22 protein-coding genes, 1 pseudogene and 1 riboswitch are annotated in these 24451 nt (G+C 45.7%); of the genes and pseudogenes, 2 read left to right on the top strand and 21 right to left on the bottom strand.

Features of this window, described 5'->3' with window-relative positions; genetic code table 11:
* Positions 1–39 precede the first annotated feature (39 nt).
* The 16 genes from H583_RS32465 to H583_RS0109990 form a co-directional block, all read right to left on the bottom strand.
* Entirely contained in the window at positions 40–498 is a 459-nt protein-coding gene (locus tag H583_RS32465) for a DUF4280 domain-containing protein (protein ID WP_081667088.1), read from the bottom strand.
* A 56-nt stretch (positions 499–554) separates the two neighbouring features.
* The gene (locus H583_RS0110060; protein WP_051236260.1) at positions 555–1109 is read right to left on the bottom strand and encodes a hypothetical protein; all 555 of its coding nucleotides are present in this window, start codon (positions 1107–1109) and stop codon (positions 555–557) included.
* Positions 1106–2404, bottom strand: a complete 1299-nt coding sequence (locus H583_RS0110055) for a pentapeptide repeat-containing protein (RefSeq protein ID WP_028560355.1) — start codon at positions 2402–2404, stop codon at positions 1106–1108. Before H583_RS0110055 ends, H583_RS0110060 begins: the two co-directional genes overlap by 4 nt.
* A gap of 43 nt (positions 2405–2447) precedes the next feature.
* Positions 2448–3881 carry a contractile injection system protein, VgrG/Pvc8 family gene (locus H583_RS0110050; RefSeq protein WP_036709087.1) on the bottom strand — a complete coding sequence of 478 codons (1434 nt, stop codon included), beginning with the start codon at positions 3879–3881 and terminating at the stop codon, positions 2448–2450.
* A gap of 38 nt (positions 3882–3919) precedes the next feature.
* Positions 3920–4537: a hypothetical protein gene (locus H583_RS32460; RefSeq protein ID WP_051236259.1), complete on the bottom strand. Its 618-nt coding sequence runs from the start codon at positions 4535–4537 to the stop codon at positions 3920–3922.
* A gap of 205 nt (positions 4538–4742) precedes the next feature.
* On the bottom strand, positions 4743–5687 hold the full coding sequence (locus tag H583_RS0110040) for a DUF1963 domain-containing protein (protein ID WP_028560353.1): 945 nt from the start codon (positions 5685–5687) through the stop codon (positions 4743–4745).
* A 213-nt stretch (positions 5688–5900) separates the two neighbouring features.
* Positions 5901–7292 carry an NCS2 family permease gene (locus H583_RS0110035; RefSeq protein ID WP_028560352.1) on the bottom strand — a complete coding sequence of 464 codons (1392 nt, stop codon included), beginning with the start codon at positions 7290–7292 and terminating at the stop codon, positions 5901–5903.
* Between the two features lie 321 nt (positions 7293–7613).
* Positions 7614–7713, bottom strand: a riboswitch (purine riboswitch).
* Between the two features lie 93 nt (positions 7714–7806).
* Positions 7807–8502: a Crp/Fnr family transcriptional regulator gene (locus H583_RS0110030; RefSeq protein ID WP_028560351.1), complete on the bottom strand. Its 696-nt coding sequence runs from the start codon at positions 8500–8502 to the stop codon at positions 7807–7809.
* Positions 8503–8818: 316 nt separating this feature from the next.
* Positions 8819–9256: a hypothetical protein gene (locus tag H583_RS0110025; RefSeq protein ID WP_028560350.1), complete on the bottom strand. Its 438-nt coding sequence runs from the start codon at positions 9254–9256 to the stop codon at positions 8819–8821.
* An 81-nt stretch (positions 9257–9337) separates the two neighbouring features.
* Positions 9338–10279: a hypothetical protein gene (locus H583_RS0110020; RefSeq protein ID WP_028560349.1), complete on the bottom strand. Its 942-nt coding sequence runs from the start codon at positions 10277–10279 to the stop codon at positions 9338–9340.
* A 106-nt stretch (positions 10280–10385) separates the two neighbouring features.
* Positions 10386–10685, bottom strand: coding sequence for a hypothetical protein (locus H583_RS0110015; RefSeq protein WP_028560348.1), 300 nt, complete (start codon positions 10683–10685; stop codon positions 10386–10388).
* Positions 10686–10781: 96 nt separating this feature from the next.
* Entirely contained in the window at positions 10782–11426 is a 645-nt protein-coding gene (locus H583_RS0110010) for a hypothetical protein (RefSeq protein WP_154665852.1), read from the bottom strand.
* A gap of 409 nt (positions 11427–11835) precedes the next feature.
* Complete coding sequence (locus H583_RS36580) at positions 11836–12030, bottom strand: hypothetical protein (protein ID WP_154665851.1); 195 nt, start codon at positions 12028–12030, stop codon at positions 11836–11838.
* Between the two features lie 286 nt (positions 12031–12316).
* Positions 12317–12952: a hypothetical protein gene (locus H583_RS0110000; RefSeq protein ID WP_028560345.1), complete on the bottom strand. Its 636-nt coding sequence runs from the start codon at positions 12950–12952 to the stop codon at positions 12317–12319.
* 18 nt (positions 12953–12970) lie between these two features.
* The gene (locus H583_RS37550; protein ID WP_245585890.1) at positions 12971–13198 is read right to left on the bottom strand and encodes a tyrosine-type recombinase/integrase; all 228 of its coding nucleotides are present in this window, start codon (positions 13196–13198) and stop codon (positions 12971–12973) included.
* A gap of 478 nt (positions 13199–13676) precedes the next feature.
* Entirely contained in the window at positions 13677–14495 is an 819-nt protein-coding gene (locus tag H583_RS0109990; RefSeq protein ID WP_028560343.1) for a hypothetical protein, read from the bottom strand.
* A gap of 227 nt (positions 14496–14722) precedes the next feature.
* On the opposite strand from H583_RS0109990, the gene H583_RS0109985 reads away from it, so the two are divergent.
* Positions 14723–14950: a helix-turn-helix domain-containing protein gene (locus tag H583_RS0109985; RefSeq protein ID WP_028560342.1), complete on the top strand. Its 228-nt coding sequence runs from the start codon at positions 14723–14725 to the stop codon at positions 14948–14950.
* Positions 14947–15186: a hypothetical protein gene (locus tag H583_RS0109980; RefSeq protein WP_028560341.1), complete on the top strand. Its 240-nt coding sequence runs from the start codon at positions 14947–14949 to the stop codon at positions 15184–15186. The genes H583_RS0109985 and H583_RS0109980 overlap by 4 nt, the downstream gene beginning before the upstream one ends.
* Before the next feature lie 1635 nt (positions 15187–16821).
* Here H583_RS0109980 and H583_RS37545 read toward each other — a convergent pair.
* The 5 genes and pseudogenes from H583_RS37545 to H583_RS32450 form a co-directional block, all read right to left on the bottom strand.
* Positions 16822–17280: pseudogene (locus tag H583_RS37545) on the bottom strand (tyrosine-type recombinase/integrase).
* A 541-nt stretch (positions 17281–17821) separates the two neighbouring features.
* On the bottom strand, positions 17822–19360 hold the full coding sequence (guaA, locus tag H583_RS0109970) for a glutamine-hydrolyzing GMP synthase (RefSeq protein ID WP_028560339.1): 1539 nt from the start codon (positions 19358–19360) through the stop codon (positions 17822–17824).
* A gap of 179 nt (positions 19361–19539) precedes the next feature.
* Positions 19540–22134 carry a transglutaminase TgpA family protein gene (locus H583_RS0109965; RefSeq protein WP_028560338.1) on the bottom strand — a complete coding sequence of 865 codons (2595 nt, stop codon included), beginning with the start codon at positions 22132–22134 and terminating at the stop codon, positions 19540–19542.
* Positions 22112–23395 (bottom strand): DUF58 domain-containing protein, encoded by a 1284-nt coding sequence (locus H583_RS0109960; protein ID WP_028560337.1) that lies wholly within the window; start codon positions 23393–23395, stop codon positions 22112–22114. Before H583_RS0109960 ends, H583_RS0109965 begins: the two co-directional genes overlap by 23 nt.
* The gene (locus H583_RS32450; RefSeq protein WP_245585888.1) at positions 23392–24438 is read right to left on the bottom strand and encodes an AAA family ATPase; all 1047 of its coding nucleotides are present in this window, start codon (positions 24436–24438) and stop codon (positions 23392–23394) included. Before H583_RS32450 ends, H583_RS0109960 begins: the two co-directional genes overlap by 4 nt.
* Between the last annotated feature and the right edge of the window lie 13 nt (positions 24439–24451).

Below are 24451 nucleotides of genomic sequence, written 5' to 3'. Positions count from 1 at the left end.
CTCGCCTTCACTCCTTCTCCCCGTGGACTATCATGATGTCTATATTCCTCCTGTATTTGCCGCAGGCGAAGCTACGCTTACTCCTCCCAATTCCTGGCCATCGTCTTCAATGGTGATACAGCCTCCCAAGGTGCACATCAATGTACATTTGTTGACCAAGGCGGGAGCACCTTCCACCAGTACATTTTCTTTGCCTCCTGTCCATTGGGACGACAACAGCGGTACACAAGGAGCCTTCATGACTCCTTCAATATCCATTTCCCCTGCCTGCACAGCCGGATTTATCGGGGAAAAACATCTTCCAAACGGCATAACATTGACATTCAATACACTGTCTTTGACGTTCATCTGGGGCTTGTCTTTTACATAAACTCCATGACTGGAAGGCAGCTTCAGGCGATTCAGCTGTGTACCTGAGCTGCAGCTCAGGATTGCCCCAGCCACTACATAGCTGTCATCCTCGCCGCCGCTTTCATTAATTTCCACGCCATTTTCCAAGATCACTATAGCTCTCCTCCATGTCTAGTACATGATAGTGACTCAGGCACCATAAATCACAACAGTCCCGAAGCTCTTTGGCTCATATTGGCCCTGTTCAGTTTGATTCCATAAAAATCCCTGCGCAGCATACTCTCGGCAAGACCAAGATGGACATACATCCAATTGTCGGGGGCTCCCTCTACTCGAATCAACGGGCTCCCGTCCAGCATCCCCTGATCCAATACCGCTTCCTGCAGCCGTCCATCCGCACTATAGCGGCTATCCCCGGATAAACAGCGAACCTTTGGAGGAAGCAGCAGCCAATACAGTTCCTGTTTTTGGCGTTTGGTGTCAATGAGTCCAATCTGGAACGCAGGAACCGAAGGATCATATACTTTGATCAGCCGCTTGAGTGCATCCGACAATAGCGGCACCGGATACCCGATGAAATCGGTAAAGGTCAAACTGCCTTGTTCCTCGATCTCAAATTGCAGCCGCATCTCCTTGAGTTCATCCTGCCTGCTCCCCGATAGCCGCTCCGGTGTCAGCACCTTGCCAAGTCCCACTGGACGCATAGCATCATGAATCCGGGGATCAAGCTCCAGCTGAAAATATTCCATCCCGATCAATGTCTGCGCACCCCCGCATGTACATCATTTATGGACTTCATCCCATCCGCCGAACCTTCTGTCTGCTGGTCGACATTCACATGCTCATCCCACAGCGCTCCCTCAAGCAACGCGCCAAAAAAGTCTGTCCCCTGCAAGACTGCTCCACGGAAATCCGCATCTTCCAAATTTGCACCCCAAAACTTTACTCCCGACAAATTGGCTCCGGCAAAACTTGCGCCCGGGAGCAAAGCAGCACTTAAATCCGCGCCAGACAAATCCGAGCGGGCGAAACTTACCCCTTGCCAGCCTGGGCCAAGTTCTGCATAGTCCAGTGCAGCGGCGGCTTTGGCATCTCCGGAGCTTTCGGATACAGATTGGCCTGGAACAGCTGCTACAGCTATCCCAGGCATTCCTGCCGCCAACTGCAGGTCTGCATTCCGCAGATTGCATGCTTCAAAACTGGCACCGCTTAACCAGCTCTCAGACAGATCCGCCTCTTCGAGTGAAGAATTTTCCCACAGGCTTCCGGCAAGTATACTTCCTTCTAATACAGCCCCGGACAGGTCACTAGCGTCAAAACGTGCAAAACGGAAATCCTGACCGCCGTAGTCACCACTGGACAAATTTATCCTGTAAAAATGCCCGTAAGCGCCGCTGTCTTCACCTGCCTGCTGCTTCTCCAGCCGGGCCCGGACAGCTGCTTCATCCTGCTGTCTGCGATCCACCCGGTACACCACTTCGCTGAAATCCCGGAATTCGCCCACTCTGACCTCAAAGAGGTCTTCCTTTTCCAAGCTCTGCACGGCTTCCAGCTCTGACGCAACGGGCATCGCATAACGGATAAGAGCGGTTATATACGGTTGGATGTTTGCAGCCCCAAGCAGCCACTCCTTTTCCGCATCCAATGCGGTAAGAAGGCCTTGATATTCCCTGCGGCCTTGCTCCAGTTCGTCCAGCCATCCTGTCCAAGGAGCCAGCGCCCAGCTTGCATCATAGTAATCATGAACCGGGGAAGCATCCATAAACCAGCCGCTGTCTGCCGCTTCAGCCATATAGACCAGCCGCCCTTCCAAAAGCTGCGTACGCAACAGTCCATAGGCGATCGTGCCGATCCGGCCCTTATCCCCACGTGCCTGTAATTCACCTATATCAGCACACCACTTCCCAAGTCCCTGCAGGAACTGCTCTGCCAATGTCTCTCTGCGGCTCTGATACAGCTCTTCCAGCAGCAGCAGCCGTTCCTTCCGTCTTGGCAGCACAATCCGCTCCCGGAAGTCCGCCAAGGCGCGGCTTCTTTTATCCTCCCGGTCCATCTGCCAGCCTCCTTTTAATGTGAGCATGAGATATGCCCGGTGTCTAATTCGTTTTCAATTCTGTCCCCAACAGGTTCGTTGCCCCATCCATCGTAATGCTGCTGTCCTTACAGACAAGACTAATCTGCTCTTTTGCCGACAGAACAATCTTCTGATCCGCATTCATCACAATGTCTTCCTTGGCGATCAATCTGATAGGAAGACTGCTGGCAATTTCGATGCCGCCTGCTTCACTAAGACGAATATATATCTCCCCGTCCTTGCCTGTAATCACAAGCTCTTCAGGGGTCATTTTCAATTCCTTGCCCGTAGGCGTACGGAAAACTTTATGATCCGGATTGCTGACCTTGTTCGATTCGCCTTCATCGGAGTTTTGCCGTACCGAGCTGCTGGCGATGCCTTCTTCCTCCTTGAAGCTGGGAAAATACACGCGAATCTGGTCTCCAACCTCCGGCATACAATACCAGCCGCTGTTGCCCTCTGCCGTATAAACCGAAGCATAAGGAAAAGCATAGGCTCCCGACTTGGACTGCTCCTCGTCAATATGCAAACGTACCTTCACCCGGTCCCCTTGTAGCGAAATGACTTCCCCTTGAAGGGAAGCACCGATAATTTGCTCGTTGTATAAAATGTTTTGACGCAGCCCTGCCCGCGAGCTGAGCGTGTAGAGATGCTTCACAATTCCTGCCGTCATCGTCGTAACAGCCTCATACACATATAGATTATGGCCCTTGAACTTGACGGAATCCCCCAGATTCAGCACCTGGACAGACTCCACTTCATAATAAATGTAGTCATTTTCTGTGACTTCAGCCTGTGTATTCTGGGATGTATACCGATAAGGCTCCAGCCGCTTGAGCACACGGTAATGAGATGATTTCAACTCCGAGCCTCCATTGCCGTCGGGCAGGCCGAAATAAAATTTTGGACGCTGAAATTGAACCGCCGGGATAAGCGCAGTGCGCAGGCGCGAAGCGAGCCTTTTCAAAAACTCCCAATCTGTCTCCAGATACTGCATCGTAAACCGTCCGATTGCCGCCCCCGACGTCGCCTCATCCAAAATATCAATCCCTTGATAAGAGCTGGCAACTTTATTCAGCAAGGCCTGATAACTCAAGCTGGTATCCTGGAAAGAACGGCTGCGTTTCTTCACATCCAGCTCATAGGTCGGAGATACAGCCTCGACCTCCAGATAATACACCCTGTGCACCGCCTTGACGGCGATATGGCGAATCAACCCGCAGAACAGCGGCACACTGCCGCCTTCCTCCTCCAACTGGCTGATTTCCACCCGGGTATCCTCGTCGCACATCAGAATGTAACGGTCCTTCTCCTCCTCCGGCACAATCCCGGTAAAGGACATATACGCATGGTCGTTCAGCTTTCTGGTAATCTTCAATTCCTGCAGATGGGTCAGATCAAACGGGCTGACCTTGATATTCTGATACGTTAATCCCTCCAGCTTTACCACGCTCATTCAGATTCCTCCCTATTGTGGCTGCTTCCCGCAATTGCTTACCCGGACTGTTCCTCATCCTCAGCCAGCCGAATCGATCTCATCATCGCATGAGCCATGGGCTGCCATTCCTTCATGTCGTCCCCCAGACAGTTAAACGTACAAAGCAAAGCCCGTTCCTCCATTGACAGGAAGCCCATCAGGTTGTAAATATCCTCCTCCAGCGTGGGGGAGACAAATTCACAGTAGCCAACAGTAGTCTCATCTGTATCCAGCATGCCGCTGCCATGCCATTTTCGAAGCTTTTGGGCTTTACGCAGCGAGGCCGTCATCACTTCCGTGAACTGCCCGACCTCTGCCTTCTCTACGGGACTTGCAGTATGGGTAAAGGCCAAATTGACCGTTCCCGTCTCATTGGTGAAAATAAGCTGCGGCCGGCGGTCGGAAGGATATTTGATCCTCGCCATCTCTTCGCTCATTTCCTGAAAGTTTCTCGGCAGCTTCATTGAAAGCCGCCTGTCCATGAGCTCTTGCGTGACAAACGTCAGCGTCTCACCGCCAACCTCCAGGAATTGCTGCTCCAGGTTGGGAAGCTTTTTATCTTTTGCCAGATCACCTGATTCCGATGGCCTCGCACCACGTGATAGCTGCACCATTCTCGTATCCCAATGCTCCATGTCTGCCTCCAATTCCGGGTCTGAACAATACCCATAAATGATATTTTTTCTCTCTTACTGTTTCTATCGGACAATTTTACTTAAATTTGTATAATATCCTGAAAAAGTAGACGCAAAAAAACAAGATGCGAAGGGCGATTTTGGATCGCCAGGCACATCTTGCGCGCTTAACTCGTTTTAAGATATATTTTTCTTCCGGATCAGGTCAGCTTGTAGCCAAATTGACGTAGGTATTTGAGAAATTCAATTGTTTTAAATCTTCTTTATCCATATAAAACTCCAAATATCCGGCATCCCACCAGCACATGCCCACTTCATCCAATGAAGAAAGGGAGAAAAGCACATGCCAGTTTTTTGACGCCTGCTCATGCTCCTCTTTCCTGGCCAGGAATTGCTCAAGCTGAGGCAAAACATCGGAAATCAGGTGTTCACTGTATGTTTCGCTTCCCCGTTCCATAGCTTGTTTCGCCTCTTCCCTGACCCGCTCCACTGTTTTATACGTATTGAACAGCAGGTCTTTCATCCCGTTGCGGCATAAATAGGCATCCATAGGCGTATCTCCGGCGAATGACTGATGTTGTCCCCAAATAGCATCACTGCCGTCACAGAGTGTCGCATAAGCCAGACTGTCACTATATTCATCCAATAAGGTCTCGTATGCTTCACTATCAGAGATGACATTTAGCTGTGGCAGCAGTTGGACACGGTACGGGACAAATCCTCTCCGTTCTTCCACAACTTCCACTTTGCCCTCTGGGGGCAGTGTTTTTTTGAGCAAGCTCATGTCTCCATTATAATAGTAGACTTGATGCTCAATATCATAAGCAGGCTCATCCAGCCCCAGGAAAAAATACAGCATTCCCTCATTGGGCATCCCTTCAACCGGAGAAAACGGCATCTCGCCTAAATTGATTTGCGCCAAAAAGGTATAGTGCTCATCATCCTCTGTACAAGGCCATGCTATGGATGGCGGCAGATCAGGATAACCGGCAATCCGGCTGTTGCCCAGACGGGAGTAATCCTCCTCCTGCTCCAGATGCAGCTTCATGCTGGTCTCGCTATCCCGGAGCAGCAGATCAAACATCTGCTCGTCCAGTTCGTCTTTTTTCACTAACCGTTTCAGTTCCTGCTCCATAAGTTCAGTTTTCATCGTCGTATCTCCCTGCTCTCTGTCTTGTCATTCCGGCAATATTCTTTATCATACTTGGATTATTCAGGAAGGAGTATCGTACGAAAGTTCTAAACGTGCCTAATTAAAATCCATGCATGCGCTATATATAGCCAAATAAAAAGGTACCTCCGGATGAAAACTTCGCGGAGATACCTTGATTTTAAGATTGAACCCTATTAAACAACCGGACTATTAATGTCCTGCCATGAACACGTAACGTGCGACGATCAGAATCGCGAGCAGCCACATCAGCCAGTGAACGTTGTATTTCTCTTTGCCTTTGCCGGACAGGTTCGCTACTGTCGCCAGAATGACGTAGAACACGATACCGAAGGAAATACCGTTGGCAATGTTGTACGTAAATGGCATCATCGCAATTGTCAGGAACGCCGGAACTGCGTAAACCATGTCGGAGAAATCAATATCCTTCACGGATTGCATCATGAGCACCCCTACGATGATCAAAGCTGCGCTTGTTGCAGATCCCGGAACCAAAGCAACGAGAGGTGAAAGGAAGATCGAGAGCAAGAAGCAGATGCCTGTAGTTACTGCTGTAAGGCCTGTCCGTCCGCCTTGGGCAATACCCGAGGAGCTTTCAACGAACGCCGTTACAGTACTTGTTCCCAGCATCGCACCGCCGCTGACGCCGATCGCGTCAACCATCATTGCTTTACCGACTTTTTTGCGGCCTTTTTCTTTATCCTTCATAAAGCCTGCGCGTGTAGCCGTACCAACCAGCGTACCGAATGTATCGAACAGCTCTACGAAAGTAAAGGTCAGAATAACTGTAATCAGACCAACTTCGAATACGCCTGCAAAGTCAAAGTGCCAGAAGTTGAGTTCTCCAAAATTCGGAACCCACGTTTTGCCACTCAATGTGTCGCCGACATTTACATTGCCGATCAGGATCGCAATAACCGTCGTCAGCAAAATACCGAACAAAATCGCTCCCGGGATGCGAAGCACCATCATAACTGCAATCAGCAGAATTCCAATGACGGTCAGCAGGACTCCCTGATTATGCACATCTCCCATATGAATGACAGACTCGAAGCCGAGCAGGCCGGTGTATGTGCCCTTTGGAATATCATTAAGCGTCTCAACCGAAACGGTCAGCAGGCCGCTGTTTTTAAGTCCGATAATCGTAATGAAAAGACCGATACCTACTGTAATTGCATGTTTGATGCTGTCTGGTACAGCAACCAGCAGCATTTGGCGAATCTGGGTCACTGTCAGGATAATGAATATAATACCTGAAATAAATACAGCCGTAAGTCCCATTGCCGGAGAAATCGGCGTTCCGGTCGCTTGTGAAGCAAGAATAGTTGCCGCAAAATAAGCATTCAAACCCATTCCTGGCGCCAAAGCCACCGGGAAGTTTACGAACAATCCCATCAAGATAGTGAATATGCCTGCTGCCAGTGCCGTAGCCAAAAACACGGAGTCCCAGCTCAGTCCTGTCGGGCTCAAAATACTCGGATTGACGGCCAAAATATAAGCCATCGTCATAAATGTCGTCAGACCCGCCATAATCTCCGTTCTGACATTGGTGCCGTTCTCCTGTAACCGGAAGAAACGATTCATTGTTTCCATACCCCTCCCAAAATTTGTGTGCAAGCACGCGCAAATACAAGGCCCGTCTCTGTAATAGAAGCCTTGGGCAATGCATATGCGCAAAGAAAAAAAGCAATACGAAGGCAAATCTGCCTTTCGCGCTACCTTCTTTCAACTTCCAGCTTGCCCTTCAAGGGGCAAGCTACGTTACACGGCCTTGTCTGAACCCTACCGCCTTGCAGGCAAATACGAGACAAACAAAAATAACCTAAAAAAGCAGCGATATTATCGCTCCGCTCTCCTAGGTTCCGCGTAAGACAGGAAAAGTATACCTGGGGCAAGATGCCCTGGCATGCCAGTCCCGCTTTTCGTAGCCAGATCATTACGGTGACCTCGTAGAGACTTCCGGGCCGATTCCCGGAATTATACGAAAAGAGAAAGTTATTATTAATTTCAAACTTATTCTAAAGAGAATGTGAACACCTTGTCAACAAATTTTTGTTTTTTTCTGCAACCTTCGGCATATCTCTATGCTGCCAGAGCCCTAAATTTCTTCCTGAAGCAGCTTTTCCATCCGTTCACGGTCAGGAAGCGTAATCCATTTGTTGCGAATCAGAATATGACCCTCTTCCTGAAGCTCCTGCAATACCTTGGTGACAGTCTCGCGTGCTGCACCTACCATCTCGGCAATTTGCTGATGCGTCAGCTTGGCATCAATGCGAATGCCCTCAGCTTCTGAAACCCCATATTCCTGCGAAAGTCTGAGCAGCCGCTTCATAATGCGGGTCTTTACATTAAGGAAAGTCAGGTCATATACCTGCTGATTAGTCCGTCTGAGCCGCTCCAGCGAGTACTCCAGCAGTTGGAGGGCCAGCCATGGATGCTGCTCGATCAGCTTTTCAAAATCTGTCCTTCGAAGCGTAAACAGCTTCGTAGGCGATGCTGTCTCCGCTGTGGCTGAGCGGACAAGACCGGGACGGATAACCGCCATTTCTCCAAAATAGTCGCCTTTTTGCAGCACCGCCAAGATCACTTTTTTGGAGCCGTCGAAGCTGTATATGTTCACCGAGCCGGAACGGATAAAATAAATTTCTTCCCCTTCGTCGCCTTCAATAAAAATGATTGAATTTTTCTTGAATGTCCTCTCGTACATGAACGGTACAATCCGCTCCAGAAAATCCGGTGAAATATCTTCAAAAAAAGGAACAGTCGACCTAAGCGTCTGCTGATCAATGGGCATCGATTCAAAATCTCCTTCATCGGAATATGAAAATATATACATTTCTTCATTTCCGGCAGCTTATCCTGCCAAAATCGTAGGGAAAATCTGCGAAATTTATAGAATAGTAAATCCCTTTGTCAATTATACCTGAAATGAGTTGTTCTCAGCATCCATCTTTTTCCTCAATGAATGCATTAAACTAAAGATGTTAATAAAATTGAACATGTATAAACTACGAACAGTAAAAGGCCCATCTGCACAAATTATGTACAGATAGGCCAATTAATAAAATTAATCTAAATTTTGAATAACAGCAGAGAGACCGATTCTAAAATTATGATGCGTCTATTATTTTGAAAATAACATCCAGGAGTCTTTCGTATCTAAATTCATCAATCTTATATACAGAACCGTTTAACATATATTGATTATCTAGAGTACGTTTAAGTTGAATAATACTATTCTGGTCACTTTCCTTATTGACCTCGTATGATGACTGTCCAAGGAAAATTCTGTCAATGTCTTGCGTATTATTCGCCTGGTCAAAAAACACAAACTTATTTTTCAATACTGCCTGTTTGATTAGTTCTGCATCTAAACGTTTAACCATACTGTTATCGATAATAATAATGTCGTACGGCTGAATATCCATAACATCATTATTAATGGATATTCGTGCCCCTTTGCCAGCCAGATGCTCAACGAGTGCTTGATCTTCTCCAATATAACTAATTGAATATTGATTTAACTTGGATTGATCTAGCTTTATCACTTCTTTTGAACATCCTGTAAATGAAACTATTAACAGACACAACAACCCTAATATCCAAATTTTCTTTCTCATATACGTCCTTTATGATTTATTTATATCCAACATTCCTGTTTGTTCAGCATTTTTATATTGTATACCTGAACGTTTATAAAAGGAAGCTTTTTTACCTATTTGAAAATTACAATATGTTGCATTATCTACTCCTTGATAAATAATAGCTAAGTTTTGCCATGAGGTCCCTTTTGCATATTTTGATGCTTCTAAACCAAGGAAATATTTGTAATTAAATTGTATTTCCGCTTTTTGCTGCATTAGGTTACTTTGATCTAGTATGTCCAAATCACTTCTTGATACTGAATAACTTGCACCGATACTACCTGATGCTCCACTTGATTTACTATAATTTCCACCTATACTAAAAGAGACTGTATTTGATGAAGGAGTTGATTTTGGTGCATAGGATTTCAATAGATTCTGTTGGTTATAAGCATTTGCTTGGGACCAATAAGTTAATCTATCAGATGCACAATAGCTATCATCGTTACCTGGTAGAATTACTTGACAATTGTTTTTAGGTGACATGCCTGATTCAATAGCTACGGCATAATAGTTCTTATTGTCACTAGGATTAGTTAAATAGTATCCTGCCCTCCATTCAACTAAAGAACCAAAATCTGTCCAATAAGTGTTCTGCTGCCATGAACGCACATTTTTCCAGGAGTTACCAATAGAAAAGTCATTGCCATTGGCATGCGCAATGTTTTGATCAGCCTTAGGCTGTCTCGTATAATTTTTGTCATTTTTTCTGTTCCATGCACTGGCGACTATAACTTGATTCAAATCCTCTTGATAATTTCCTTCTTTTAATTTTTCCTTTTCAGTCCAAATTACACCAAAGAAATATTCATTATCTTTATTTTTAGTAACAAAGTTGACAGTTGGATAAAATTGATTGTCATCAGAGACTGTCTCATAAGATTTTTCATCTGTAAATATCGAATGTAAAACATTTACATCATCCAAATCTAAAAAGTAAATTGAAAATCCTTTGTCTAATAGTTTATCAAGTTTTGCAGCCCAATTTTTATTTAATAGCTCATTATGATATTCTTTTCCGATCCATAGGCTTTTATATTTTTTTTGTTGAATTTATTTCCTCAATTGAATGAATTGGATTGAGATTGATTTTTTTTTCACGTTGAAATTGCTCTTCGCTTTGAAGTTCAATTTCCAAATTGTAATTTAATCCCAAATCATTATTTTGACCTAGCACTATAATGTCAAGTTCGTCGGTACGAATATTATCGATGGCTTCCTCTAAATCCATGTCATAAGGCATTTGAGCTAAAGCAGTTTCACTTAATGGATTAAAAACAAATACAAGTGACAAAATGATAGATAAGTTAAGCACTTTAAGCATCCTTTTCATTACTTTACCTCCATTTTTTAATCATAAAATCAAAAAATAATTAGTCGAAATAAGCAGGAGCAATTTATTGAAAGCTGGCCAGCGCTTCAATTATATTCAGCTATAAAAGCAGATTAAGAGTAATAATTTGCCTTGTAAGTTGCTCCTTGTTAAACAAAGCTCCACTACTTCATTGATTCTGGCAACTGCATTAGTCGCGCTTGGACTTTCAATCAAGATCGCTGTTGAGTCTACTTTACTAACTACCAAAGCAATACAAGGCTGAGAGCGCCGCTCAATCATTCTTTGAGCAGTATTCTCCCCATATGCCTGAGCCTCTATATTTTCAAGCAAATATCCATTGTTACTATTAATTCTCCACAATATAGGGCGATATTCTAATCTCATACTCTTCTCCTTATATTTTTTATAATGGTATATCCAGCTCTCGAGAAATTCTTTCTTGTGAATAATTTCACTTATCATTGAATACTTGTCTGTGAATTGATGAGGTTTCTCGTAATAAGTTTTTTTCCTTTTATCCTGTACTCGAACTATTGAGTTTTTGCAAGACATTAGTAATAATGCCAGCATCTCTACCAATTCTTCATCAGATAAGTTCTTGCCCAACTCGCCTGATCTAAGTTCTTCTGCTATTCCCATGCAAAATTGTTCTTCCCTGAAACTCCAATTTTTCGCTCCTCTCTTTTTTATCAACTCTTGCTTTCTTTGACTGTACCTGCGACTTGATGATTTTTTCACTCTTATAACCTACCATTCTGCCTATAATCCCCTTTTTCTCATCTTTTTAAAACTATTTTAGAAAGCGCTTACAAAATATCCGATTAATATTTCCTCTACTACTAGTAGATCACATCAACACATAAAATATAAAGAGTAAAATTTATTATTTACATTCAACCCTTATTAGCTTCCTCTTCACTATGCCTTTGTACAAGCGAAAAATACCGTTTTCTCAATTGCTCCAAATCTTATCTGACACTGTTGCACAATTCACTTTGTTATATAGAGAATTTTTTCAGTGATAGTAAAAAAAGAAAGTACCCTTGCAATTCGGCAAGGGTACTTTCTTTAGCATTTCTAATATTTTTATTCTTTATCCCACCTGCTTAAAACTCCCATTAAGCAGGTGGGCTACCTCTTTATTGTGTTATAACTTATTTCGTTTCAAATACAATTCCTTATCTTTCACTATCTCATTTGGCATATCCTTAACTTGCTCAAAATTACTACGATTGTATTGAATCGCAAACGTGAAGCTAATACGATTCAAAATAATCAAAACAATATAACCTCCAAATATAACAGTAACTATATTTGATAAAAACTTCAAAATTTCAGTCATGCTTACTAGATTCCCCCTAAGAATGCAGAGGTTCGCCCACCCTAGCACTAAAATTATAGCAAATGGCTCATTACTTTTCAAGAAATGGGCTACTTGAATATTATTCAAAATACCAAGCCTGTCGAGGTAGACCAGTGCGCGGCGATTTTCAACATTCATTTCACCATTTTGATTTAAATCTATGCCCTCTACTGTTACCTAATACGGATTAGATAAACAGTAACTCCGCCATAAACTTGATCTATTTCACTGCATACTTTCACTACTAGCTTTTTACTTCCCATAGTTAATCTTGTTGCTGCTTATCCCTATAACTGGAATTAATATTCCTCAGTACATCTTCAACCAATGCAAATGTTTCTTCAATAAAATCATTACTCAATATTAATTCATTCAAACTAGATAATTTAGTATGCGGACACTGCTCTATTTTAATCACTAGTTCTGCGAATTGTTTTTTTTCTACCTTCCCATTACTATGCATTATCCGATTACGAAGTTCCCTTACAAAATCAAGTTGAATAAGTTCTTCTATTTTAACAGCTTCAACGGCAAAGTTCTCATTCAAAAAAATAAGCTTGTTCGTTAAATGCTTTGTCTGAACATCACTGGCGGATTCAGTTCTTACCTTATCATAAAAATCATTTAAACTTACTTCAAAAAAAGAATACAAATTCGTTAGCATAGAGTTATTGGTTATTCTAGGTAAGTTATCTCTAATCTGAACTAAATTATCATAATGAAAATCAATGTATTCTTCTCTGTCTTTTTCATCAATTTGATCTATTTCTTCTTGAAATGAATCCATCTTGCTTCGCCAAGTGTTCTGTGTTTCATTAAATAATACTCTTAAGTCCTCAAGATAACTCAACTCCATTATTTCAAACCAATCAATTTCAGTACCTATTTTAAAATATTTCATTCATTTTCTTCCTCTCGTCTACTTCATCCTTCTATTTATCAACTGTCTTTCAGTTGGTGAATTCTTATATAATTTGTCTACCGCCCTTTGTCTATCTTCCTCGCTTGGCATAGAATACCTTAGAACCATATCTGCACTTGCATGCCCACTCAAGCTCTGTATTGTGCTGAGGTCTTCTCCAGATCGTACAAGATCAGTGATGAAACTATGTCGAGTTTGATGCACGTTATGACCATGTTTCTCCATTAAATATTTAACGCTTCTAACACTAATTCGCTCTTGCCTATTACTTAAAAATAAAAGCTGAATGGCTATCAGCTCGCTCTTCAAGATATTTTGGAATTGCTCTCCTTACCTCTGCATTTAACTGTAGCTTACGTTCCTTGTTTCCTTTGCCAAGTACATGTAACTCATCTTTACGCTCACTTATCTCAACGTCTGCACGATCAAGTGAAAACAACTCTGCACTCTAACTCCAGTATTCAGCAAATGTTTTTTAATATCCATCATTTTCACTATTGAAGTGTCTTCAATTGCATCGTTTCTTCTTTGCCCATTTCGAGAACGATTTAATGGCGTTCCATAACTTATTGATAGTAGCTGCCGACTTTTTTTAGCCGCTAAGTAATTTATTATGTACTGGTGGTGGTTCTTTTGTCATGTGGCGTATCGGAAAATTTTTTGAGTTATTGAAGTAGTCTTTACTGCGAAGGCTTTTGAGTTATTAATGTGATTCTCCAAAATATTCTGTTAACTTCAAATGCATGTAATCGAGTAACAAAATACTTTTCAGTGAATTCTCAGCCGTGCCATAATTCACATCAGCACCATGTAAAATAGCATTTCTACTTAAAAACGACCTTAAAGGCTTCCCATGCTCAAATGATACCAACACTTTTTCAAAATAAAATGTTTTAATTGCATCATCGAATGAATATTGACTATCTTCCGACAATAACCTTACTAAATATTCCTTCATTTTTGAGCCATCCATCTTGCCATCGTGACTAAATCCTTGTGCTATTATCCCCTCAATCTGTGCGATTGCAGCTGGTACAGAAACATTATATAGCCCCAACTCATGAGCGCGAACTATGTCTTTAAATATTCCTGCTCTGTTTTGTGTCCAATTCGATTGACTCCAAAGTTCTAACATACGATTCAAGGCTTCTGAATTGAATTTTTCCAACATTAATTTATTTACATAGGGAATAGCTTTTTCTTTATCAGTTTCATATAATTCAACAATTTCAATTACTTCATATGGAAGTAATTCGTAAGTAGGTGGGTAACCCATTTCAGTGAAGTAAGTCTTAAAACGTTGTGAACTGTCCCCGTATTTAATGATTGTTTCTCTAAAACCCTCAAACGCTCTCCCAAACTCTTGCAGTTTAGAAAAATCAATATTCTCTAAAGACTTTTTTATCGTCAACTGAAGGTTAGCAACTGCTTCTATTATTGGTTTCATTACGTCATTCATATTTACTATACTATCTCGACTCAAGACCCTGTTCTGTTCTTTTTTTCTTTCCCAATCTTCCACATTACTCCTCCTCAATTCCGTTCTTTACCGCTTTTAGTTATATTCCAATACCATTATATGATTATCAATTTCGTTTACCCGCCTTGATGTTCTTAGCAACAAGCTATAAAACAGTATGGATTTTTATACTGGTTGGTGATATGCTTTCTATACGCTGAATCGTATAGTTTTATATTATACGCTAGATCGTATAATGTCAACATTAAAAATATTGGAGCGATGAACTTATGATAAAATTACGCCTCAAACTTGACGAATTACTAAAAGAACACAACATAAGTCAAAGTAAACTATCGCAATTAATCGAAGTGAGACAAGCCACTTTGTCTGATATGAGTCGAAATGCCCGTTCAGAAATCAACATTCCTATAATTGAAAAAATTGCTAATCACTTTTCCATTAAAGACATATCTCGATTAATGGAACTTGTGGAAGTAAAGGAGGGCGAAGCATGATTTCCGATAAATCACTTGCCGAGCTTGGAGTTATCAAAAGCGAAGCGGGAGTATTCATACCGAAAGATTTTTGTTTAATCACGTTGCTTAATTGGTATCAGAGCAAAGAAATAAAACTGACAAACGCACAGCATGAAGCTATTACAGATTTTCTATTTCATTTGGAGCTTGATTTAGGCGTTTGTGATGGCAATAAAGAGGAATATCTGAAACAACGGATTGTAGATCAAGATTGAAACTTAGGTGCTGTTTTGCAAGATTTATATCGCCCCGCTTCCTTAGCCCTTCCATCATAGTCGTACGCCCCCGTTTCCCATAACCAACATTCCCTTTGTTTGAGCCTTCCAACGAGCGTGCTACTATACTGGACGACTTCTGAGCGCTAGTATGAGATGTATGACACCGCTAACTTGGTAGCTCATCATAACAGATGATCTAAGGCATTACGATGTGGAAAATCCTTTTTTCTAGGATGGCGAACCGACATAAATTGATGGAACATCAAGGGATTTATGATGATTTAATAGTATTATACCTGCCTTGATATTTTTCCCTAAAGCCGCCCCTGTGGGTCGGTCAGCGCGTGATATTTCCCCTCGAAAAGAGGATACACCAGCAAGTTAGGGTTTAAGCCCTATACCGCAAGGGATAGTGGTCAAAATCGAAAATTGATTGGCGTGATATTTTGGGTCTGATACCCTCTGGCACGGCAATTTCGGCGTGATATTTTGGGGTAAAATTAGGATACAATATTCTTTTAATATCTCTTGTCGAACGAAGTCCGACAAATACGGCGGCTAACGCCTTGGGAACGCTTCGCTGATTGGGGCTTCGCCCCTGCTGCCCCTGCTCCCTGTCGGGAGCGAAAGTAATTTGAGGTTCTTTGTATCATAACCTTCATAAACATAAACAGTAATTAATATTGCTTTCCCTAGTTTATGTTAGAAAAAACCAAGCATTTTGTTCTTAGAAGCTGGAGATGCAATAGTAAGTCTCGGTGCAACTATTTTTATATTAGTGCCATAAAAGACTAGATAGTCAGTTGAGAGCTTGCTATACTACGTAAACATTTTTCAGTAACAGTCTACAGTAAGGACATCGACAAGATTGACGCAGAAATAAACTTATTGGATTGGATTATACGGATGGAGTAGAGGGATTTAGTAAGCTCAAGGATTTAAATATGAAGTTTGAGCAGGATTCATGAATATACCGTCGGATTATAAAATAGGAGTAGGTTCTTTGAATATAAAACATGAATATAAAGTATGAATATAAAACATAAATATGGAGTGTGTGGTTTTTGCTGAAATGAAATAAACCTTACTCAAACAATCGAGTAAGGTTTATTTCATTAATCAGCAAATGGTTAGTTGGTCAGAGCGATAGACGCGAAGAGCTCCAGCATAGTTTTAAGCGACTGATTGGGGTACTTGAACCTTGACTCCCAATCTGATTTTTAAGTGGCTTACAACCTTGCGCAAACGCTTCTGAGCAACATCAATAGAGTTGACTCAATCGCTGAATAAGGCGATCACACAACGGAACTAAAATCGAATGATCAAACATTTAGCTTAAAGAAGCTAAGTGTGACATCTCGCTCTACTCTTAGCCGCGCTATTTCGCTTCGTATAGCTTCGCGGCGGCTGGCAGTGTAGTTTCCCTTGGAATATTCTACTAGAGCCAGCTTACAGTGAGGCTGAACGATCTGGAGAAGTCATAAGTTAGTATCCTCGTCTAAGTTAAGGTAAAGGTGGCTCATTATCGCTCCTCCTGTAAGTCACGATTAATTTTTATTGTATTAAGAGGACTGTGCAAACGCTCAATTTGCAAAATGTCTTCTTGCTCCAGCCCTCTCAAATACTTACTGGTTATTTGAGTATCAGATGCCCCATTAATCTGCTCAAACTATATACATCAATGCCATTTCTTAATTGTTTTTGAGCAAAGTAATGACGGCAATCGTGCGGCGAGCATCTAACCTCTTTCCTGACTCCCGCATTCCTGCAATGTTCTTTCAGAATTTTATTAATACATGAGCGAGACAGTTTAACAGCAGATTGGTCAAGGAAGTAATAGTTTTCAATTTCATCCTGCGATCTTCTCTTAAAACACTCCTTCCTCAACTCCTCATATTTACGCATGTACTTTCTCATAATATTGCTAATTTAAACAAGACGTTGCTTTGAACCCTTGCCATGAATAAGAATGTGTCTCCGCGCCACATCGTCGTTCTTGATATTGTAAAGCTCAGAAACACGTACCCCTGTATCAAACAGCATGATAAGTATTAATTTGTCCCTTACGTTTGAATAAGTTTCTTCTTTCAGGTCATTGATAATCCGCGATACTTCATCATCATTAAATGTGACAATTACTGTCTTGGCTTCCTTGAGATTTTTAATCGGCGTAAAGGATTATTTTACTCATCAATGAACTCTTCATCAACAAGATATTGAAAAAACACCTTCAAGGTCGCAATGTTATTTTTATCGTCCTGTTGATCTCTTTGCCTATTCGTTGTCGTTCCTGTATATATTTTTTGATGTGAAGCGATGTTAGTTCCTCAACATCAGTGATGTTCAACACTTTATCTGTAAAGTGTTCCCAACGGTGTAGACGATACATGCATAGATCTACATACTTTTTTACCCTTCCCAAGATTTCTTGATTTAGTTTGAAATCCAGAATAAGTTCGTTGATTTTGGTCATAAAAAATACTCCCTTCTATTTGCTAAACAACGCAGATAAAAGAGAGTAATTTTTAACACTCTATTGTTGCAGGTTAATTGGAAATCATCATACGGTCGATGCCGAAAACCCTTATTTATCAAGGCTTCCCGGAATCAGACCGTATTATTCCAATCAAGCCTATTCCCACTCAATCGTAGCCGGCGGCTTCGACGTAATATCGTAAACGATACGGTTGACGTTGTCCACCTCGTTAACGATACGAACGGAGATTTTCTCCAGTACGTCCCACGGAATACGCGCCCAGTCGGCGGTCATGCCGTCGATGGACGTAACTGCGCGGATACCTACGGTGTAGGAGTACGTGCGGGCATCACCCATAACGCCTACGCTCTTCATGTTCGGAAGCGCAGTGAAGTACTGCCAGATTTCACGGTCAAGTCCGGCCTTCGCAATCTCGTCACGCAGGATTGCATCGGATTCACGTACAATCTCCAGCTTATCTTCCGTTACTTCGCCCAGTACACGGATCGCAAGACCCGGGCCAGGGAAAGGCTGACGCATAACGATTTCGCTTGGCAGGCCGCACTCCTCGCCCACTTTGCGCACTTCGTCCTTGAACAATGCTTTAAGCGGCTCAACCAGCTTAAACTTCATGTCCTCAGGCAATCCGCCCACGTTGTGGTGGGATTTAATCGTCTGTGCAGTCGCTGTACCGCTCTCGACGATATCTGTATACAGTGTTCCTTGTGCAAGGAATTCGAAATCACCCAGTTTGGCCGATTCTTCCTCGAATACGCGGATGAACTCGTTACCGATGTTTTTACGTTTGATTTCCGGATCGGAAATGCCTTCGAGCTTGCCCATAAAACGGTCACGGGCATCGATCTTCACAACCTTCATGTCGAACCTGCCGACAAAGGTCTCCATTACGCCCTCAGCTTCACCTTTGCGGAGCAAGCCGTGGTCGATGAACATGCAAGTCAGCTGGCTGCCGATTGCCTTGTGCAGCAAAATCGCTACAACGGAGGAATCCACACCGCCGGACAGAGCGCATAGTACTTTGCTGTTGCCTACCTGCTCGCGAATTTCACGAATGGTATCCTCGATGAAGGTCTCCATGCTCCAGCTGCCTTCGCAGCCGCAAATTTCGTACAGGAAGTTGCGGATCATTTCATTTCCGTATACAGAGTGGCGAACCTCCGGATGGAATTGTACCGCAAAAATCTTTTTGTCCGCATGACTCATTGCCGCAATCGGAGCATGCTCAGTTCCAGCATCCACCTTAAAACCGTGTGGCAACTCAACAACGTGGTCGCCGTGGCTCATCCATACCGTTTGCGTTTTGTCGAGTCCTGTAATCAGGTGGCTTCCTTCAAGGAAATCAACCTCTGCCTTACCATATTCCCGTTTGCCTGCCCGTTCCACTTTGCCCTGCAATTGATGCGCGATCAGTTGCATTCCGTAGCAAATACCGAAAATTGGAATACCCAGGTCATAGATCGCCGGATCAACGAGTGGCGATTTTTCTTCATACACGCTTGCCGGACCGCCGGAGAATACGATTCCCTTAGGGTTCAGCTCACGAATTTTCTCTACAGGAGTGTTAAAAGGCAACAGCTCGCTGTACACGCCCAAATCCCGAATCCGTCTGGCGATAAGTTGGTTATATTGTCCTCCAAAGTCAAGGACAACGATGATTTCATTAGCAGTAGTCATTTCCGTGCCTCCCTCAATTCATAGAAAATATTATATATAACGGGATTTGCACGAGTCAAGTACAATCAGACAGGCTATTGGGGCAGCTTGCCCTTATTGGACTGTGCAAGCATGCACGGACGGCTCTGTTCGCACCGGCAGCACATTTATGGCGATCTTCGTAATTCGCCGCACTTCTCCTATTTTTTAATCGCGGACGGATTTTTTTCCATTATATATGTGTCCTTGCCGGGCAGGTAATCATAACGGTTCCCTCTCCATGTTTCGGGCAAAGGAAACAGAACAGAAAATAATCTGTCCGGAGCTGGTGCAGTAAATTGCGTTCCGCCATAGCGCGCCTGCTCCTCCCAGCGGATAAATTGCTCTAGACGCTCCATTTCCGGCACTGGCAGCTGCAAGCTGGCAGCATACTCGCGCGCTGTCATGGCAGGTAACGGATTCCTTTTGAACCGTCCATACAGCAGATTCCAATACACTTCGGTTAACAGCAGAAAATATCGTCGTTCCCCGCGTCTGCTGACGTATGCACGGTTATATAGGCGCAGCGCAGCGTTCAGTGCTGTCCTATGCCGCCTGCTCCACAGCCAGACAGTTATTGCACACACGATCAGGAACAGCGCTGTGATAGCCACCCAATTGGCAAACAGGGCCTTTGCAAACTGCGCTGCACTTGCGAGTTGCAGCACATTCCATACATTGCTGCTGCCATCTGCAGGCAAGCTGCCGGAATCACTCTGCCCGCCTACTGCTGCAAGCCCGGCAAGCGGCCCGTCATAGCCCGGGGTCGGGTCGAAAGAGACCCAGCCCGCTTCAGGAAAATATACTTCCACCCAGGCATGGGCGTCACTGCTTCTAACCTGATATTCCATCGGTCTCATCCCGGACTCTACAGCCTGTTCACCTATCGGTTCCCCGGTTGCGAATCCCTTCACCCATCGGGCAGGAATCCCTTGAGTCCGAAGCATGACCACCATTGCTGTAGAAAAATGGACACAATAGCCCTGCTTTTGCTCAAACAAAAAATGGTCAACGAAATCCTGGTCATGCTTAGGCATTTCCGTGTCGGACAGCGTGTAGCTGTAAGCCGTTTTGAGATAGCTCTCCAGCGCCTTTGCCTTCGCATAACGCCCCTGCACACCTTCTGTGATCTCAGCAGCAAGCCCCGTGATCCGCTGCGGGAGAGCATCCGGCAGCTGCAAGTATCTCTCGGCGATATCAGATGGAATCACTGAATCTGAAGCTCCCGGATCTGTCTCGGATAAGAGAGCAGAATCAGGCAGTACGGAGCGCACGGTATATACTCCAATCGGCTGCGGTGTATAGGGACGAAGCGTATCCGCCTGCACGTCCGACAGATATGCCGAAGCAGGTGTTTCTCCTGCTTTCATCTCCAGAACCATCCCGCGGCTTCCGGAATGAAAAAGCGGCCATTCTCTGTCCGGCTTCTCCAATACAACCGTCTGGACAATGGCATTGCCGCTGCCTGACGCTTCCCACTCCTGGTCCAAGCTATTTGCCGCGCCAACAGCAGTCAATTTTTCACTTTTCAGGCTTTGCGACCACTTGCCGCCGTCGTAATAATCCAGGCTGTCCCCCCGCCAATAGAGCGGAAGCGGAGAAATCCCGATAAATACCGGACGGTCATTTGCCACAAGCGGGGATCCCATCCTCCCGTTATACGCACTGTAGCCCGTCATTCCCGCCTGCCCGGCCAAATGGTCCTGTGCCATCCCTTGCAGCCTTGCCTCCTGCATCCCCAGTGCAGATGAATCTGGCTCACCATGCCACTTCAGCAGCCGGTTCAATGACCAGTCAGACGGCCAACTGACCGGGTTCATGAGTCTTGGCTTATCCACGGCAGCTCCCCATCCGATGGCAATCAGTACAAGCACGCTGATCATTCCCGATGCCCACCAGCGTACCGGCCATGAACGCCTCAACTCCAGCGGGACCGGCCGTCTCATGCCGCTTCCGCTATACCGCACTGCCCGGATATATGTCATCAGGCTCGCCATGAGCAAGCCTGCCCCCGCGGTGCATAACAGTGATGCTTCAACCGCCACACCGCCTACCCAATGCATATGAAGCAAGTACACACCCGTTCCCAGAGCAAGACCGGGTCCCCACAGCCTGGCCCATACCAAAGTCTGGATCGTGCAGGCAAGCAGCACTACCCCGCTGTACAGCAGCAGCGTCCGCAGTTCCCCTGACAGATCAAGCCTCCCGCTCATCAGATGATTGCCATCCGACATTAAGCTTTGAAACAGCCGCGGCAGCCATTCACTTTTGTCGTACAGGCCGTAATATAAATTCATCACGGCGTACAGGCAGCTGACACCATTTATGACCAGTACCGCCCACATGGGCAGCAGTACAGCGCCGGTTGCAAGCGCAATCCCGATTAGCGGGAAAAGCGGCTTAATATGATACAAGCCAATGATATGCTTTAGGCTCTCCAGCGGCAGCAGCCACTGGAACAGCAGGACCAGCAGCAGCACTGACGTAATCAGACGCAGCCTGAACGACCAATATAACGGTATGCCGTCCGGTCTATAAAACGCAGCAGGCAGTGCAGGCTCCTTTTTCGGAATGCCTTGTACACCGGGATTTGCGGAGCTTGCCGGATCAGCAGAACTTGCAATTCTGCTTGCCTGGCCTTTTTTTTCCGAAGCCCTTCCCGGCTTTCCCGATCTGCTTTGCCTTGGCTGTCCCTGCTGCTGCCCGCTATTCCCCGGTACGCCTTTCCCCGGATCAGGAAACATTTCCGTCCTCATGCCGCTCCTCCTCATCCCAAGCCAGCATTCGCTGTTCTGTCAGCATATCCAGCGTCCATAGCCGGAGAACACCGCCATGCTGCTCATAGGATCTGATTCGTTCCCGCAGAGCATGGGACGGTGCTTTGCGATCGGTCACCAGCCATACCTCTGCCCTGCATTGCCGGACTGCCGCAAGCTGCTGTACATCCTCCCAATGATCCAGCCCGCCGGTGATCCAAATCAACGAGCCACCCCGCGGGAGCTTGAGTACCGAGCCTGCAATAAGCGCTGCCACACTTTGACCGCCATCTGAACGGGCCCGGGCCAGTTTCACTGCCGCTGCGGCCAGATTGCGCTTGCCACCCCGCCCATTAAGCTCTACAGGGTTCGTACTGCTGCAATACAGCCTTGTGTCGGCGCCGTGACGCAGCAGCTCCTCATAAACTTGCAACGCTCTGATGATGCAAGCATCAAACAGCACGCCATTACCGCCATAAGCTTCCGTTGAACCGTCCAGGACGATCTGACAGTGGCTTGCTGCCTCCCGCTCCTGCCTGCGCACCTGCCAGCTGCGTCCCTTGGCGACTGAGCGCCAGTCCAGATGGCGCAATGAATCTCCATAGACATAGGGCCTGCGCTCTTCACCTGTCCCCGACTGTATTCCAGTGCGCGGCGATATCCCGGCCCGGGCAATGCCCTGCGCGCTGCGGAAACTTCCCGGCGCTCCGCCGCTCCCCCAGTTCCACAGCCGTATGCCGCTGTTGTCTGCAGACGGGCGCGGAAGCACCAGCACCTTGGCCTCACAGGATACCTTTATCTTCTTTGTTACAAGACCGAACAAATCTCCAGCTTCCAGTACCACATGACGGAAAACCCATTCCCCTCTGCGGACAGGCGAAATCTGGTAATGCACAGCAAATTCCCGCTTCATCCATGGAAGCAGCACTCTACGGTAGATGACAGGCTCTGCGGCACTGTCCGTCAGACTGGCCATCTCTTCCCTGACTGCAACCCAGACAACGGGCAAAATGCCGTCCATGCGCAAGTTGAGCTCTATCCTCAATGTCTCTCCTGTCTGCAATACCTCATCCGACAGCCTGCGGCTGGCCTCCACCCTGCGCAGCGACAGCTGCGGCGCCAGCACGGCAAACAGCATGACACCTGTCAACACCGTCAGCACGAACCATTCAGACCAGCCGCCCCGCATTCGAATGCCTGCTATCAGAAAAGCCCACAAGCCCAGCAGGACAGGCCAGCTCACCCATTTCCGGACTCTCATTGCACCCTCCGGCTGCCGGCTGCAGGCTGCTTGGGAAGCGGACGCTCCTGAATAATCCGTTCCAGGATCGACGCTTGCTTCCAGCCGTCCGCTTCATGCTGCGGATTCAGAACAAGCCTGTGCGCCAACACCGGAACAGCCGTCCCCTTAAAATCATCCGGTATGGCATACCCGCGGCCATCCATACAGGCCGATGCCTGCGCCGCCCTTACCCAGTCGCGTGAAGCCCGGGGACTTGCTCCAAGAGCAAGCTGCGGCGCAATTCGCGTTGCTGCTGCAATGTCCACCACATAGGCCAGCAATGCATGATGCACATGAACCAGCTGAGTCTGGCGCTGCAGCAGCAGCCATTGCTCCGGGCTCATCAAGCCTTTCATTTTCCCCAGCGCTCCTGTGCTTCCGTTATGCTCCAGCATCCGGATCTCATCCGCTGGCGCGGGATAGCCGATAGACAGACGCATCATAAAGCGGTCAAGCTGTGCCTCCGGGAGCGGGAAGGTTCCTTCATCACGCAGCGGATTTTGGGTCGCAATCAGCATGAACGGCTCCGGCAGCAGTCTTGTCGTGCCGTCTACAGTGACGCTTCGCTCCTCCATTGCCTCCAGCAGTGCCGACTGTGTGCGGGGTGTGGTCCGGTTCAGCTCGTCTGCGAGCACAACATGATTCATCACCGGCCCCGGACGGTATACAAAATCCCGCTGCATGCCGTCCCATACAGAGCCGCCGGTCACGTCGGCGGGCTGTAAATCCGAGGTGAACTGGATTCGTCCGAACTGCCCCCCTACCGCCTTGGCGAAAGCACGCGCCAATACGGTTTTCCCCACTCCCGGCACATCCTCCAGCAGCAGGTGTCCGCCTGCCAGCAGTGCTGTCATCGCCAGACGGACCGTATCCGGCTTTCCAAGCAGCACGTCCTCCAGACCGCCTCGCATACGCCACAGCAATTGATACCCCTCTTGATCCTGCACGGCTTGTTCATCCTCATTTGCTGCCATACTTCCCGCCCCTGATTGAAACAGGCTGCTCCAACTGCGCACATTCATGTGACATTCCCTC

It is taken from the genome of Paenibacillus pinihumi DSM 23905 = JCM 16419, assembly GCF_000422505.1.
Taxonomy (GTDB): Bacteria; Bacillota; Bacilli; order Paenibacillales; family Paenibacillaceae; genus Paenibacillus_D; species Paenibacillus_D pinihumi.
This window is presented reverse-complemented; position numbering and strand designations above follow the sequence as displayed.

What these genes read in the sequence shown, in the direction of transcription:
- H583_RS0109985 (WP_028560342.1), top strand. Translation starts at nt 14,723, where the DNA reads ATGATAAAATTACGCCTCAAACTTGACGAATTACTAAAAGAACACAAC.
- H583_RS0110015 (WP_028560348.1), bottom strand. Translation starts at nt 10,685, where the DNA reads ATGAAAAGGATGCTTAAAGTGCTTAACTTATCTATCATTTTGTCACTT.
- H583_RS32460 (WP_051236259.1), bottom strand. Translation starts at nt 4,537, where the DNA reads ATGGAGCATTGGGATACGAGAATGGTGCAGCTATCACGTGGTGCGAGG.
- H583_RS0110050 (WP_036709087.1), bottom strand. Translation starts at nt 3,881, where the DNA reads ATGAGCGTGGTAAAGCTGGAGGGATTAACGTATCAGAATATCAAGGTC.
- H583_RS0110035 (WP_028560352.1), bottom strand. Translation starts at nt 7,292, where the DNA reads ATGAATCGTTTCTTCCGGTTACAGGAGAACGGCACCAATGTCAGAACG.
- guaA (WP_028560339.1), bottom strand. Translation starts at nt 19,360, where the DNA reads ATGACTACTGCTAATGAAATCATCGTTGTCCTTGACTTTGGAGGACAA.
- H583_RS0110040 (WP_028560353.1), bottom strand. Translation starts at nt 5,687, where the DNA reads ATGAAAACTGAACTTATGGAGCAGGAACTGAAACGGTTAGTGAAAAAA.
- H583_RS36580 (WP_154665851.1), bottom strand. Translation starts at nt 12,030, where the DNA reads ATGACTGAAATTTTGAAGTTTTTATCAAATATAGTTACTGTTATATTT.
- H583_RS0109965 (WP_028560338.1), bottom strand. Translation starts at nt 22,134, where the DNA reads ATGAGGACGGAAATGTTTCCTGATCCGGGGAAAGGCGTACCGGGGAAT.
- H583_RS0110030 (WP_028560351.1), bottom strand. Translation starts at nt 8,502, where the DNA reads ATGCCCATTGATCAGCAGACGCTTAGGTCGACTGTTCCTTTTTTTGAA.
- H583_RS0109980 (WP_028560341.1), top strand. Translation starts at nt 14,947, where the DNA reads ATGATTTCCGATAAATCACTTGCCGAGCTTGGAGTTATCAAAAGCGAA.
- H583_RS37550 (WP_245585890.1), bottom strand. Translation starts at nt 13,198, where the DNA reads ATGGAGAAACATGGTCATAACGTGCATCAAACTCGACATAGTTTCATC.
- H583_RS0110000 (WP_028560345.1), bottom strand. Translation starts at nt 12,952, where the DNA reads ATGAAATATTTTAAAATAGGTACTGAAATTGATTGGTTTGAAATAATG.
- H583_RS0110055 (WP_028560355.1), bottom strand. Translation starts at nt 2,404, where the DNA reads ATGGACCGGGAGGATAAAAGAAGCCGCGCCTTGGCGGACTTCCGGGAG.
- H583_RS0109960 (WP_028560337.1), bottom strand. Translation starts at nt 23,395, where the DNA reads ATGAGAGTCCGGAAATGGGTGAGCTGGCCTGTCCTGCTGGGCTTGTGG.
- H583_RS32450 (WP_245585888.1), bottom strand. Translation starts at nt 24,438, where the DNA reads ATGAATGTGCGCAGTTGGAGCAGCCTGTTTCAATCAGGGGCGGGAAGT.